Raw genomic sequence first — 14585 nt, forward strand, 5'->3', positions numbered from 1 at the left:
AATCGAAATGAGGTGTGAGATCGATGTCGACTCCAGCAGGTGTTCCGACCCGTCCGGGCAAGATCATTGCCGTTCATGTGGCCTATGAGTCCCGTGCGGCACAACGAGGAAAGCGCCCCGCCCAGCCGTCGTACTTCCTCAAAGCGGCCAGCTCCGTCGCCGCCACCGGCCAGACCATCGAACGCCCCGCCGGCACCTCGCTGCTCGCCTTCGAGGGTGAGGTCGCCATCGTCATCGGCGCCCCCGCCCGCAACGTCACCGAGGCCGATGCCTGGTCGTATGTGTCAGGCGTGACCGCGTCGAACGACTTCGGCCTCTACGACATGAAGAGCCCGGACAAGGGATCGAACGTGCGCTCGAAGAGCCGCGACGGATACACCCCGCTGGGCCCTGAACTCATCCCTGCCGCCGAGGCGGCCCCCGACTCCCTGCGCCTGCGCACCTGGGTCAACGGCGAGCTCGTCCAGGACGACGGCACGCGCGCCGATCAGCTCATCTTCACCCTCCCGCGCATCGTCGCGGACCTCAGCCAGCACCTCACCCTCGAGCCCGGCGACGTCATCCTCACCGGCACCCCTGCCGGATCCTCCGTCGTCGCCCCCGGCGACACGGTCGAAGTCGAGGTCACGGCCGCCTCGGCGAACGGCGAGGAACTGAGCTCAGGACGACTGACCACCACCGTCGTCGAAGGGTCCGGAGACTTCGACGGGAGCCTCGGCAGCCTGCCCGCGGTGAACGAAGCACTCACCGTCGACGCCTGGGGTTCACGCGAAGCCGCCGGACTCGCCCCGGAGGGCGATGCCGATGGCACTGCCGGTACGGCACTCGGCGATGACCTCATCGCCAAACTCACCGAGGCTCCGACCGCGGGCCTGTCGGCTCAGCTGCGGTCGCGCGGACTCAACAATGTCGTCATCGAAGGCGTAGCCCCGCTGAAGCCGGGCGCGAAGATCGTCGGCACCGCGAAGACGCTGCGCTTCGTGCCCAACCGCGAAGATCTGTTCAAATCCCACGGCGGCGGATTCAACGCCCAGAAGCAGGCCTTCGACTCGATCCGTCCTGGCGAGGTCGTCGTCATCGAGGCCCGCGGCGAATCCGGCTCGGGTACCCTCGGCGATATCCTTGCCCTGCGCGCGAAATCGCTCGGTGCCGCCGGCGTCGTCACCGACGGGGGAGTCCGCGACTCCGCCGAGGTAGCCGGGATCCTGCCCGTGTTCTCCACCGCGAAGCACCCCGCCGTGCTCGGGCGCAAGCACGTGCCGTGGGAATCGGATGTGGCCGTGGCCTGCGGTAATGCCACCGTCCTGCCCGGCGACGTCATCGTCGCCGATGACGACGGAGCCATCGTCATCCCGCGCGACCTGGCCGAAGAGGTCGTCGACGCGGCACTGGCCAAGGAGATCGAGGACGGCTGGGTGGCCGAACAAGTCGCCGCCGGCAACCCGATCGACGGACTCTTCCCGCCGAAGGGCGAGTGGAAGACGAAGTTCGACGAGTGGAAGGCCTCCCGGTGACTGCGACTGCGTCCCTGAGCAAGGCCGAGATCGCCTATCGGTGGATCCGCGAACGCGTCGCCGACCAGACATATCAGCCCGGCCACAAGCTCGTGCTCGCGCAGATCGCACTCGAGCTCGACACCTCCGTGGTGCCGGTGCGCGAGGCCATCCGCCGGCTGGAAGCCGACGGGCTTGTGACCTTCGAACGCAATGTCGGGGCGCGTGTGGCCATGGTCGATCAGGGCTCCTACACCCAGTCGATGGAAACGGTCGCGATCCTCGAGGCCGCGGCCGTCGCCCAAGCCCAGAGCCGCCTCGGCGCCGATGATCTCGATGCCGCGGAGCGGATCAACGATCGGATGCGGGCGCTGCTCGACGATTTCGAACCCGCCGAGTTCACCCGGCTCAACCACGAGTTCCACGAAACTCTCTACCGGCGCTGCCCGAACGAGCGGCTGTGCACCCTCGTCGAACTCGAATGGGACCGGCTCAACCACCTGCGGGATTCGACGTTCTCCTTCGTCCCCGAGCGGGCGCTGGAATCGGTGGAGGAGCACTCGCGCATCGTCGCCCTCATCCGGGCCCGCGCCTCGGCGCAGGAGATCGAGAAAGCCGTGCGTGAGCACCGATCGGCCACTCTGCACAGCTTCCAGAACGCCCAGAACGCCCCAAACCTGACCACTGATTCACGAAAGGACAAGTCATGACACAGTCCATCACCCCACCGGCAGGCATGCCGGAGAAGATCCGCCATTACATCAACGGGGAATTCGTCGACTCCATCGACGGAGAAGAATTCGATGTGCTCAACCCGGTGACGAACGAGCCGTACATCAAGGCCGCCTCGGGCAAGAAGGCCGATATCGAAGCCGCAGTCGCCGCGGCGAAGAAGGCCTTCGACAAAGGTCCGTGGCCGAAGATGCTGCCGCGTGAGCGTGCACGCATCCTGGGCAAGATCGCCGACATCGTCGAATCGCGCAAGGACGAGCTCGCCGCGATGGAGTCCTTCGACTCCGGACTGCCGATCACCCAGGCCAAGGGCCAGGCGGCGCGCGCGGCGGAGAACTTCCGCTTCTTCGCCGACCTCATCGTCGCCCAGGTCGACGACGCCTTCAAGGTTCCCGGCCGTCAGGCGAACTACGTCAACCGCAAGCCGATCGGCGTGGCCGGACTCATCACCCCGTGGAACACGCCGTTCATGCTCGAGTCCTGGAAGCTGGGACCGGCGATCGCGACAGGCAACACCGTCGTGCTCAAACCCGCAGAGTTCACCCCGCTCTCGGCCTCCCTGTGGCCGGGCATCTTCGAAGAGGCAGGACTGCCCACCGGTGTGTTCAACATGGTCAACGGCTTCGGTGAGAAGGGCTTCGCCGGCGACTCGCTCGTCAAGCACCCCGACGTTCCGCTCATCTCCTTCACCGGCGAATCCTCGACCGGACAGACGATCTTCGCCAACGCAGCACCCTGGCTCAAGGGTCTGTCGATGGAACTCGGCGGCAAGTCCCCGGCCGTCGTCTTCGCCGACGCGGACCTCGATGCCGCGGTCAACGCCACGATCTTCGGCGTCTTCTCCCTCAATGGGGAGCGCTGCACCGCCGGTTCGCGCATCCTCGTCGAGCAGTCGATCTACGACGAATTCGTCGAGCGCTATGCCGCTCAGGCGGGGCGCGTGAAGGTCGGTCTGCCCTCGGATCCCGCGACCGAGGTGGCTGCGCTCGTCCACCCCGAGCACTATGAGAAGGTCATGTCCTACGTCGAGATCGGCAAGTCCGAGGCCCGCCTCGTCGCTGGCGGCGGACGCCCCGAAGGCTTCGAAACCGGAAACTTCGTCCAGCCGACTGTGTTCGCCGATGTGCAGCCCGACGCGCGGATCTTCCAGGAGGAGATCTTCGGCCCCGTCGTCGCCATCACCCCGTTCTCCTCCGACGAGGAGGCCCTGGAGCTGGCGAACAACACGAAGTACGGTCTGGCCGCCTATATCTGGACCTCGGATCTCAAGCGCGCCCACAACTTCTCCCAGGCTGTGGTGTCGGGAATGGTGTGGCTGAACTCGAACAACGTCCGCGACCTGCGCACCCCCTTCGGCGGCGTCAAGGCCTCAGGCCTCGGCCACGAGGGCGGCTACCGGTCGATCGACTTCTACACGGAACAGCAGTCCGTGCACATCAACCTCGGCGAGGTCCACAACCCCGTCTTCGGACAGCAGTGAGGCGACCATGACGAAACGCACTGATATGACTCGGACCTCGGCCGGCTACTTCGTCAGCCAGGAGACGAGCATCGCCATCGACAACCCGATCGTCACACCGCAGGCGAGCCCGCCGGACATCCTCCGCTGCGCGTATATGGAACTCGTCGTCACCGACCTCGCCGCGTCAAGGGAGTTCTACGTCGACGTGCTCGGACTCTATGTCACCGAAGAGGACGAGAACACGCTCTACCTGCGCTCGACGGAGGAGTTCATCCACCACAATCTCGTCCTGCGCAAGGGCGAGGTCGCTGCCGTGGCCGCGTTCTCCTACCGGGTGCGCAGCCCGGAAGAGCTCGACAAGGCCGCGGCCTTCTACACCGAACTCGGCTGCGATGTCCGTCGCAACCCCGACGGCTTCGTCAAGGGCGTGGGCGACTCGGTGCGAGTGGTCGACCCGCTCGGCTTCCCGTACGAGTTCTTTTACCAGTCTGACCACGTCGAGCGCCTGCAGTGGCGCTACGACCTGCACATTCCCGGCGAACTCGTCCGACTCGACCACTTCAACCAGGTCACCCCGGACGTGCCTCGGGCTGTGAAGTACATGCAGGACCTCGGCTTCCGCGTCACGGAGGACATCCAGGACGAAGAGGGCACAGTCTATGCCGCATGGATGCGCCGCAAGTCCACCGTGCATGACACGGCGATGACCGGCGGCGACGGGCCGCGGATGCACCATGTCTGCTTCGCTACGCATGAGAAGCACAACATCCTGGCTATCTGTGACAAGCTCGGTGCTCTGCGCCGGTCCGATTCGATCGAACGCGGTCCCGGCCGCCACGGAGTCTCGAACGCGTTCTACCTCTACCTGCGCGACCCCGACGGCCACCGCGTCGAGGTGTACACGCAGGACTACTACACCGGCGACCCGGACAACCCGGTCATCACCTGGGACGTCCACGACAATCAGCGCCGTGACTGGTGGGGCAACCCCGTCGTGCCGTCCTGGTACACGGACGCCTCCCTCGTCCTCGATCTCGACGGCAACCCGCAGCCCGTGCATGCCCGCACGGACGATTCGGAGATGGCCGTGACGATCGGTGCCGACGGGTTCTCCTACACCCGCGCGGACGAGAATGAGGGCAAGCTGGGCAACCAGCTCTGAAAGGAATCCACATGCTCGATGAGGCAACGATCGCGGCCATCGCCGACGATCTCGCGGGAGCGGAGCGGACACGTTCGAAGATCGGTCTGCTCACCGCGAAGTACCCGGATATGACCGTCGAGGACTCCTACGCGGTCCAGAACGAATGGCGCCGTCGCGGTGAAGCCGCCGGTCGTCGGCTCTACGGTCACAAGATCGGCCTGACGTCGAAGCCGATGCAGCAGGCCACCGGAATCACCGAACCCGACTACGGGGCGATCTTCGCCGACCAGGTGTACGACACCGGGTCCGTGATCGACCATTCGCAGTATTCGGGCGTGCGCATCGAAGTCGAACTCGCCTTCGTGCTGCGCGAGGAGCTGCGCGGGCCCGACGTCAGTCTCTTCGACGTCCTCCGCGCCACCGAATACGTCATCCCGGCACTCGAGGTCCTGTCCTCGCGCATCGAGATGGAGGGGCGCACGATCGTCGACACCATCTCGGACAATGCGGCACTGGGTGCGATGGTCCTCGGTGGACGACCGGTCGCCGTCGATGCCGTCGACCTGCGTCGGGTGAACGCTCTGCTCTATCGCAACGAGACCATCGAGGACTCCGGAGTCGCCGCCGCCGTACTCGACCATCCGGCCCGCGGAATCGTGTGGTTGGCTAACAAGCTCGCCGAACACGGCGACGTGCTGCAGGCCGGAGAGACCGTGCTCGCCGGATCGTTCACCCGCCCCATGTGGGTCCATCCCGGCGACACCGTCCACGCCGACTACGGAGAGCTGGGAGTCATCACATGCCGTTTCGAGTAGAACTGCCGCAGACCTTCTCAGATCGTGTGACCGGACTCGGCGATGGCGAGTACCTGGCCGGGATGTGGGTGTGCTCGGGTTCGCCTGTGGCCGCCGAGATCGCCGCCGCCTCGGGGATGCAGTGGGTGCTCATCGACGCAGAGCATTCTCCGATCGGACTCGAGACCACGACGAGTCTGCTGCGCGCGATGAACGGCTACCCGGCGACCCCGGTCGTGCGGGTGCCGGTGAATGATCGTGTGCTCATCAAGCAGTACCTCGACCTCGGCGCGCAGAATCTGCTCGTGCCGATGATCGATACGAAATCCGACGCCGAGGCGGCTGTGGCGGCCGTCCATTATCCGCCGAGAGGTGTGCGCGGGGTCGGTTCGGCCCTGGCCAGGCTTCCCGGTGGAATGCCGTGGACGGGTACTTGGGTCGAGCGGAGGAGTCCGTGTCCCTGACCGTGCAGATCGAATCGGCGACCGCGGTCGACAGTGCCGCCGAGATCGCCGCGGTCGACGGAATCGACCAGATCTTCGTCGGACCCTCCGACCTGGCCGCGTCGATGGGTCTGCTCGGCCAGCAGACCCATCCGGACGTCACCGATGCGGTGGCGCGGACGTTCGAGGCGGTGAAGGCCGCCGGCAAACCGGTCGGAGTCAATGCCTTCGACCCCGACCAGGCACGGAAGTACCTGGAGGCCGGAGCGTCCTTCGTCCTCGTCGGTGCCGATGTCGGTCTGATGATGAACGGTGCCCGCACCTGGGCCGACACCTGGGTTCAGGACTGAGCACACGTCACCCCCGACCGCGCGTCTGCGGTCGGGGGTGACGTGTATTCATAGGGTTTTTCACTCCTTGTCGCGGCGGCTGCCGGAAATCAACAGGATCGTCGAGCCGAGTCCGACGAGGACGATGCCCAGGCCGATGAGCATCCCGTTGCCTGTCGTGCCGGTGCGGGGCAGCTCACCGGATGGTGCCGGGGCCGCCGGAGATGCGGGGGTCTCGGGATTTTCCGCGACCGGTTCGACCGGAGGGGTCTCGGGCTTCTCCGGGGACTCGGGAGCCTCAGGCTGTTCCGGCGGAGCCGGCGGTGTGCTTGGCTCCTCTGGTGGTGCCGGGGGAGTGGACGGCATCTCCTCGGGCGGACGATGCACGGTTTCGGCCGGGACGCCCCAGTCGCTCGTCCACGCCTTATTGACGTCGCTGCCCTCGATCGTCGTCACATAGGTGACCCAGCCGACGGGCATGTCGATCGGCTCCGTGCTGATCTCGACGTGGCCCTCCTCGTCGGCGATGACGGTGAAGTCCTGCACGGACAACTCCGTGCCGGCGGTCTCCTTCGACTGCTCGGGTTCGGTCTCCACGTGGTAGGCGGTGATGGTGAGGACGGCTTCGGAACCCGGCCGCAGTCCGGTCACGGCCACCTCGTCGTGGGTCGATGTTCCCTCGAGCACTGCCTCGGTGTCGGCGGTCGGAGTCCACGGGACGAACCCCGTCTCACGGGGTTGGCCGTGGATTCCCTTCCATTCCTTCGTTGCCTTGTCCCCGGCGATCGTCTCGGTGAAGTACAGCCAGCCGCGGAAGTCCTCGGGCACGGTGATCTCGTCGGATGTGTGGGTGCCGTTGCCGACATTCTTCGAGGTCACGGATCCGATTTCGCGAGCGTCATCGTTCTTGATGCCCTGCCTCGGTGCCGTAGCGGTCTGCCACAGGGTGTGTTCGACGGTGACGGTGTGGTCGCCGATGAGGCCGGAGACGGTGAATTCGTCGGTGACCGTCTCACCCGGTGTCGGTGTCTGGTCGGAGATCTCGGTGGTCACCTTCGGCTGGGAACTCAGCTCCAGTGACGCCTTGTCCGTGACGGAATCGGGAGTGTCCGGGGTGACGACTCGCTGTACCCGCGTGCCGGAGGTCGGTTCGAAGACTCGCACGGTCTGCGGAGCGACCTTCGCCGAGGCGGTCACTGACAGTTTTCCGGGCGCGCTCGCCTGCAGCGTTGTGGACACGGGTTCCTTCCCCGTGGTCAGGGTCGTCGGTGCCTTCGTCGTGCCGGCAGTCTTCAGCGCGATGGGAACGTCGGGGACCTGGGCTCCCGATGCACTGGTCAGCGAGACCGTCAGCGTCGCCTCGTCGGTGGGCGTGCCGAGGATCTTCGGTTTGTCGGGGCTATCCTTGTCGGCGCTGCGGTCGCCGTCCTTGGAGTCGGAGGCCCAGGAATCAGGAGAAGGAGCGGACTCCGGGGCGGCGTGAGGTTCGAGCACGGGCATGCGCAGCACCGGTTCGAGGCTGATGTCGAGGGTGTATGGCCCGGCGAACTTCTTCGCCTCGGCGAGGATCGTCGAGTGCTTCTTCGCGGCTGCCGCGAACTTCTTGCCCAGATCGGCCGGCTTCTGCGGCGGCACCTTGTGATCGTGGGGGAGTGCCTTGTCGAGTCGGGCCATCGCGCTCAACGCGGCCTGCACATCTTTCGACGTCGAGCCGGCATATTCGTGCAGTGCCCACGCTGTGCGAGCCGAGGTGACCGTGTCGGCCTTCGCATTCTTGAAGTACTTCGGCAGCGGAGACTTCTTGCCCGCATCGATGCAGTAGGCGGAGGTGTCAGGGAAGGTCCGGTAGGAGCCGTACCAGGTCTTGCCCTGTTTCGCATGGTGCCAGATGCCCGGACCGTAGGCGTTGGGTGCGGTGTGCACCGGAACCTCGCCGAGGCCGACCGGCGGTCCCGCGGCCATGGCCGGTCCCAGCCCGATGAGCGAAGCGATTGTGAGGACGGTGAGGAGCAGCGCGGTGCGCAGCGATGCGATTCTGAGAGTAGTCATGGACCGATTCGACATTGGGCGCTGGCTGGTCATCTAGGGCTGATTGAGGGGCTGTGGATACCGCTTTGAGCGTCCACAGGTTCTGACGTGTGAGTGGGGGAGGTGCTGGTCGCTGGAGGGAGGGGAGTGGCCCCGGGGAGGAACGGCCGCGTCGGGTGCGTGTGGTGGGCGATGCCGACCGTCCGGCGACGGTCGTGGGTGCGGGGGCGGTCTGACGGCCGTCTGGTTTCCCCCGCCGACACAGAGTCGACGAAACTGCGTCCATCCACAGTCGAAAATGGTTGAGTGGGGCGGGGGACGTCGTTTGAAGAACGTGGCAGTCGGCTGAAGTGTTGCTGGACGGATACATGACGAGGGCGTTCACAGCGGGCTGGGACTTTAGACTGAGGTGAGCGGAAATTCCCCCATTGCAGAAGGACGATCTATGTCGGCACAGAACGGTCCCGGTTCGCAGAGACCGCAGCCGCCCCAGGTGCAGGGCCCACCGAACCCGAACGTGCCCCCGGCACAGGGACAGATGCCGCCTCAGGGCCAGGTCCCTCCGCCGCAGCCACACAATCCGCAGCAGGGTCAGCCGCAGCAGGGTCAGTCGCAGAATCATGATCGGTTCCGGCCGCGACCACAGGGGTCGCAACAGCCGAACCAGCAGCAACCCGGCGGGTCGTGGCCGCAGCAGCCGCCCATGCAGGGACAGAATCGGCACCCAGCGCCGGGTCGACCCATGCCGGCGCAGGGACAGCCGGTTATGCAGGGACAGTCGATGTCGGCACCCGGCCAACCCATGCAGCCTCAGATGAAGCCGGTTCCCGGCCAACCCATGCCTGGTCAACCGGTGATGTACGCGCCCCCGCCTGCCCAGGCCCGCGTCTATGCTCAGCCGCGGTTTGCTCCGACGGTGACGCAGGAGATGCGTATCCGTGCAGGCATGCAGGCACCCCAGCAGGTCGTCACCGACACTCCCTGGACCGGCGCCGTGCGGAAAACACAACCGGAGACCGAACCCGACTCGACCGGAAACATCGTCCGGCTCGTCGCTGCAATCCTCGTTCTCGTAGGGCTTGTCATCGGATTGGCATTACTTGCCCTGCTCGGCGGACTGAGCTTCGGCGTCCGCCTCTTCGGTCTCATCGGACTCGCGGCGATCCCTCTTCTCGGCATCATCGCCTACGTCCTCTGGCTCGACCGCTGGAGACCGCAGCCGAAGCTCCTCCTGGGCATCTGTCTCCTCTGGGGTGCTGTCGCCTCGGTTATCCTCACCCTCGGCTTCTCACTCGTCGGTGAGGTCGCGCTCTATATGATCGGCATCAATGGTGTGCCCGACGTCATCGGTGCGGTGATTCAAGCTCCGATCCTCGAGGAATCGACGAAGACCGTCCTCCTCCTCGTCATCGTCCTTGCCGCTCGCCGCTATTTCGAAGGGCCCCTCGACGGGCTCGTCTACGGTTCACTCATCGGTGCGGGCTTCGCCTTCACAGAGAACATCCTCTACCTCGGCCAGTCGTGGAACGACGGCGAACTTCCGGGACTGGCAGTGACATTCGCCATGCGCTGCCTCGGATCGCCGCTGCTCCACACGGCGTTCTCAACCTGTGCCGGTGTATCCATCGGCCTTGCCGCCCGCAAATGGCCGTGGTGGTCACTCATCCTCATGTGGCTGCCCGGTCTCCTCCTCGGCATGATCCTGCACGGCTTCTGGAACGCCTCGATGACGTTCCTGGGTGTCCTCGGCCAAGCAACCCGCGACGTGATGGGCGGAATGCTCCCGCAGATCATCGGCCTCATCGTCCTCAGCGCCATCCTCTCCGCTGCTTGGGTCACTCTCGGGATCATCCTGCGCCGCAGCGAACGCATGCACACTCAGAACATGCTCGGCGACTATGCGAACTCCGGTTGGCTCACCCATGCCGAGGTCGACATGCTCGGCACCTGGAAGGGCCGGAAGAACGGACGCGACTGGGCGAAGTCGTTCCCCGGCGGCAAGGAGGAGATGAAGACCATGATCCGCACCTCCGGCAAACTGTCGACGACGCGGATGCGCGTGCTCGCCGGAATCGGCGGAGAACAGGAACGCAAGATCGAACGGGCCGAACTCCAGCAGTTCGCCGACGCTCGCGAACGTCTGCTCGCGGCCTCCAAACAGACCGCTCCCCAACAGTCGATGCGGTAAGTTCCAGCGGTGACGATCTTCGACATTCTCCTCATCGTCCTCGGCATCGGGGCGCTCTTCGCCGGGTTCCGCCAGGGCATCATCACCGCCCTCGGAACCGCGGCGGGCCTCATCGTCGGTTGGATCCTCGGCCGACTGCTCTCTCCGCTCGTCGAATCGCTGAGTGCCGGCACTGATGTCATGGACAACCAAGGCGTGCTCATGCTCCTGGCCTCGATGCCGTTGGTCCTCAGCGTGCTCTTCGCCTTCGCCGGCAGCGGCATCGGGGCGTGGCTCAAGAACAATATGGACTCCGATCTCGGCCAGGGCATCGACGCCGTCGGCGGCACCGTCACCGCCGGAATCGTCTATGTCCTCGTCATCTGGCTCGCCGCCGGGTTCATCCGCACCACCCCGCTCGTCGAACCTAACCGCTGGGTCGCCGACTCCGCCGTCATCGCCGCGATCGACCGCACCATTCCCTACTCTTCCCAGAATGCGCTGGGCGGACTGGCGAGGGGACTGAGCGCTTCCGGGTTCCCCCAGGTGTTCTCCGGGCAGCCCGAACAGATCCGCGGAGTCGGAGAACCCGACGAAGGCATGGTCGACGTCGGACGCAGCGTCGAGGACTCGGTCGTGAAGATCACGACGACGGCCACCAGCTGCGCCACCGGCTCGGAAGGCTCCGGATTCGTGTACGAAGACGGACTCGTCGCCACCAACGCCCACGTCGTGGCCGGGTCGACGGAACTGGCCGTGCAGGTCGGGGGCAAGGGCAGGCCCTACCGCGCCGAGGTGGTCGAATTCGACGCCGAGGCCGACGTGGCCGTGCTCCGGGTCCAGGGACTCGATGCTCCCGCCCTCGACTTCGGCAACGGGCTCGGACCGGGCGACGACTCCGTCGTCGTCGGATTCCCCGCGAACGGTCCCTATACGATCTCACCGGCTCGCGTGCGGGAGAAGATCAACGCCCGCGGACTCGACATCTACGATTCGCAGTCGGTCGTCCGCGAGGTCTATGCCCTGCGCGGAATCGTCAGGGAAGGCAATTCGGGAGGCCCGCTCATCGACGCCGACGGAAACGTCGTCGGCATGGTCTTCGCCCGCTCCGCCACCGATGACGAAACCGGCTATGCCCTCACCCGACCCGAGATCGCCGACGAACTCGACGCCGGTGCCGCCGAACGCGCACCGCAGCCGACGGGGCAGTGCACGAATTGACCCCGACTACTTGAGGTCGAGTCCGGCGAGGACGGCGCGGTGGTCGCTCGACCCGCGTTCGAGCACCTCGTCGGAGGTGGCGTCGAAACCACGGTAGAGGACATGGTCGAGCCGGGTGACGGGGAACTGGGAGGGCCAGGTGAAGCCGAAACCGCCTCGGGCCTCTTCCCGGGTATCCTCCAGCGGCGGCACCAAGGTCTCCATATTGTTGTCCGTCGTCGCCGTGTTGAAGTCGCCGGCGATGACGATATGCTCGGCACCGTCGGTCTCCACTGTCGTGGCCAAGCGGCGCAGAGCGGCATTGCGCATCGATTCGTGGCCCGGTCGCACCGAAGGCATATGCACCGCATAGAAGCGGATGTCACCGTGATCGGTCGAGATCGTGGTCGCGAACGCGCGCGGCCACTGCAGGCCCAAGTCGACCTCTTCGGGCTCCGACATCGGCCACTTCGACCACACGCCGATGGTGTCGACGACCTGCGAATGCTCGAACGAGGAGTCGAGCTCCTTGTGGATGATCTTGCCGGACAGGGATTCGAGTTCCTGGATCGTGACGATGTCCGGATCGCGGTCGACGATGTTCTGCGCGGCAGCGGTGGGCTGCGGCATCCTCGCCCCCACATTGTGGGTAGCCACCGTCAGGTCCGGATCACCGGAATCCTCATTCGGCAGCAGGGCGGGTCCGAACATTCCCGCCCACACGAGAGCAGGCACGAGGAATCCGATGGCCGAGAGCCACGAGAAGCGGATGAGGAACATGAGCAGCACGAGCGCGAGGAAGATTCCCGTCCACGGCAGTGCCGATTCGAGGATGAGCGCGATGCCCATCCGCGTCGGCAGCAGATTGTGGAGAAGCAGGAATGCCGCATAGAGGATCCCGAAGATCAATGCGGTGATGCCCTTCGCGGGGCTGTGCCTTCTGCGCGGTGTGGGATATGCCTGGTTCATCGATCAACGATCTTAACCGGGAAGTCTGGCCCCACGCTGGAAGCGACTTGCGACGCGGCTCACAGCCGCACGACATCAGCGACGCGCAGTCGCACTCCACACCGTCACATCGGGGTGGGTGTCGTAGCGATACCCCGAACCCCTCATCGTGCGCACCACGGAAGCATATTCGCCGAGGCGGCGCCGCAGTCGGCGGATGTGGACGTCCACGGTGCGTTCGTCGGGAACCTCACCGCCGGACCACACCGCGGTGATGAGGTCCTCACGGGGCAGGGTCTCATCGGCGTGGGAGACGAGGGTGGCGAGCAGGTCGAATTCCTTCGTCGTGACATCGACGAGGTCACCGTCGATGCGGACCTCGCGGCGGGGGATGTCGATGCGCAGACGTTCCCCGGTGGTCTGGGTGTAGGCGTCACCGGCCCGTCCGCCGAAACCGCGGGGTGCGGGAGCCGCCGGAGCGGCCTCCTCGCGCAGAGCCGGCGGGTGGATGCGGTTGGGAATGCGCGAGCGCACGGGTCCGTGGGTCGCCGCCGGTGCACCGGTGGCTGCGGGGGAGCCGTTGGCCACGGCTCGCACGGCGTCGATATCGCTGCCGCGGCCCTCCGGGGCCAGTGCGATGACGGCCTGGGTCTCGGCCTGGCTGGCGAGTTCCTTGGCGTAGGCCTGCAGCTCAGCGGCGATCGCGGAGAGGTTCGTGCCGTCGGCCGCGGCCTTTGTCTCATCGAGTCCGATGTAGACGATGATTCCGCGAGCGCCTTCGGCGAGGGGACGACACCGGCGGGTCCGTAGGTGTGCGGTGGGTTCTGCGAGTCGACTGCGCTCAACTTGGCTCCTGCACGTCGAGTGGCCACTGCACTGCGGGGGTGGACGTAGGCGGGTTCTGGATTCGGCATAGCTGTCCTTTGCTTTCGACCATGAGGTCGATATGACTGGAAGAGTCCGCTGCTTGAGTGAACTCGTTCGAGGCCGGACAGCGGGAGTACGATCACCGACCACGAACGCAGGGCATACACATATGTGCGCCCGGCATTCGCATCTGATGGATCGTCGAAGTCATGGCTTCATTATTTGTCACAAAACTTCGGCCATGCAAAGGAAAGCCCGAAAATGAGACGACTGTGACGAAATATGACGTCACAGTCGCCGAGGTCGACGACCGAAAACGTCATCCGCGCGCTTGGTCAGTCGACGATTCCGTACATCCGGTCCCCGGCATCGCCGAGTCCGGGCATGATGTAGCCCTTCTCATTGAGCTTCTCATCGAGGGCAGCCGTGTACACCTTCACCTCGGCGGAATCGCTGTAGTCGCGTTCGATGCGCTGGACGCCCTCGGGGGCGGAGACGAGGCACACGGCGGTGACGTCGCGAGCTCCGCGAGCGAGCAGGAAGTCGATGGCCATGGCCAGGGTGCCGCCGGTGGCGAGCATCGGATCGACGACGAAGATCTGCCTGCCGGTGAGGTCATCGGGCAGGCGATCGGCATAGGCGCTGGGTTCGAAAGTGGTCTCGTCGCGGACCATTCCGAGGAAGCCCACCTCGGCGGTGGGGAGGATGCGCAGCATTCCGTCGAGCATGCCGAGCCCGGCGCGCAGGATCGGGACCACGACGGGGCGGGGCTCGGCGATGCGGGTGCCGACGGTCGTCGTCACCGGAGTCGAGATCTCCTTGTCTTCGACGGCCACCGAGCGGGTCGCCTCATAGGCGAGCAGCATGACGAGCTCCTCGGTGAGCTGTCGGAAACGAGCGGAATCCGTATTCACATCGCGCAGAGCGGTGAGTTTGTGGGCGATGAGCGGGTGGTCGGCTACGTGAAGATGCATACCC

Annotated in this window: 11 protein-coding genes and 1 pseudogene; 8 read left to right on the top strand and 4 right to left on the bottom strand. The window is 65.6% G+C overall.

From position 1 onward, the window contains the following. Nucleotides 1-23 precede the first annotated feature (23 nt). The 6 genes and pseudogenes from LJ362_RS03300 (at nucleotide 24) to LJ362_RS03325 (ending at nucleotide 6418) form a co-directional block, all read left to right on the top strand. Nucleotides 24-1514, top strand: a complete 1491-nt coding sequence (locus LJ362_RS03300) for a fumarylacetoacetate hydrolase family protein (RefSeq protein ID WP_264800745.1) — start codon at nucleotides 24-26, stop codon at nucleotides 1512-1514. After that, a complete protein-coding gene (locus tag LJ362_RS03305; protein ID WP_264800746.1) occupies nucleotides 1511-2203 on the top strand; it encodes a GntR family transcriptional regulator in 693 nt (230 codons plus the stop codon). Before LJ362_RS03300 ends, LJ362_RS03305 begins: the two co-directional genes overlap by 4 nt. Next, nucleotides 2200-3705 (top strand): 5-carboxymethyl-2-hydroxymuconate semialdehyde dehydrogenase, encoded by a 1506-nt coding sequence (gene hpaE / locus LJ362_RS03310; protein WP_264800747.1) that lies wholly within the window; start codon nucleotides 2200-2202, stop codon nucleotides 3703-3705. Before LJ362_RS03305 ends, hpaE begins: the two co-directional genes overlap by 4 nt. Before the next feature lie 7 nt (nucleotides 3706-3712). Beyond that, nucleotides 3713-4849, top strand: a complete 1137-nt coding sequence (gene hpaD, locus LJ362_RS03315) for a 3,4-dihydroxyphenylacetate 2,3-dioxygenase (protein WP_264800748.1) — start codon at nucleotides 3713-3715, stop codon at nucleotides 4847-4849. Between the two features lie 11 nt (nucleotides 4850-4860). Beyond that, entirely contained in the window at nucleotides 4861-5646 is a 786-nt protein-coding gene (locus LJ362_RS03320) for a fumarylacetoacetate hydrolase family protein (protein ID WP_264800749.1), read from the top strand. Next, nucleotides 5631-6418, top strand: a pseudogene (locus tag LJ362_RS03325) (HpcH/HpaI aldolase family protein). Before LJ362_RS03320 ends, LJ362_RS03325 begins: the two are co-directional and overlap by 16 nt. Nucleotides 6419-6478: 60 nt before the next feature. Here LJ362_RS03325 and LJ362_RS03330 read toward each other — a convergent pair. Then, nucleotides 6479-8446, bottom strand: a complete 1968-nt coding sequence (locus LJ362_RS03330) for an LPXTG cell wall anchor domain-containing protein (RefSeq protein ID WP_264800750.1) — start codon at nucleotides 8444-8446, stop codon at nucleotides 6479-6481. An 835-nt stretch (nucleotides 8447-9281) separates the two neighbouring features. Between LJ362_RS03330 and LJ362_RS03335 the strand changes: the two genes are divergently transcribed. Together LJ362_RS03335 and LJ362_RS03340 are read left to right on the top strand one after the other, a co-directional pair. After that, nucleotides 9282-10613 carry a PrsW family intramembrane metalloprotease gene (locus tag LJ362_RS03335; protein ID WP_264801765.1) on the top strand — a complete coding sequence of 444 codons (1332 nt, stop codon included), beginning with the start codon at nucleotides 9282-9284 and terminating at the stop codon, nucleotides 10611-10613. Nucleotides 10614-10622: 9 nt separating this feature from the next. Further along, complete coding sequence (locus LJ362_RS03340; protein WP_264800752.1) at nucleotides 10623-11813, top strand: MarP family serine protease; 1191 nt, start codon at nucleotides 10623-10625, stop codon at nucleotides 11811-11813. A 6-nt stretch (nucleotides 11814-11819) separates the two neighbouring features. Here LJ362_RS03340 and LJ362_RS03345 read toward each other — a convergent pair whose 3' ends face one another. The 3 genes from LJ362_RS03345 to upp form a co-directional block, all read right to left on the bottom strand. Then, nucleotides 11820-12761 carry an endonuclease/exonuclease/phosphatase family protein gene (locus tag LJ362_RS03345; protein WP_264800753.1) on the bottom strand — a complete coding sequence of 314 codons (942 nt, stop codon included), beginning with the start codon at nucleotides 12759-12761 and terminating at the stop codon, nucleotides 11820-11822. Between the two features lie 75 nt (nucleotides 12762-12836). Then, nucleotides 12837-13757, bottom strand: a complete 921-nt coding sequence (locus LJ362_RS03350) for a winged helix-turn-helix transcriptional regulator (RefSeq protein ID WP_264800754.1) — start codon at nucleotides 13755-13757, stop codon at nucleotides 12837-12839. A gap of 185 nt (nucleotides 13758-13942) precedes the next feature. Continuing rightward, nucleotides 13943-14581 carry a uracil phosphoribosyltransferase gene (gene upp / locus LJ362_RS03355; protein WP_264800755.1) on the bottom strand — a complete coding sequence of 213 codons (639 nt, stop codon included), beginning with the start codon at nucleotides 14579-14581 and terminating at the stop codon, nucleotides 13943-13945. Nucleotides 14582-14585 lie beyond the last annotated feature (4 nt).

This window comes from Brevibacterium sp. JSBI002 (assembly GCF_026013965.1).
In the GTDB taxonomy this organism is placed as follows: Bacteria; Actinomycetota; Actinomycetes; order Actinomycetales; family Brevibacteriaceae; genus Brevibacterium.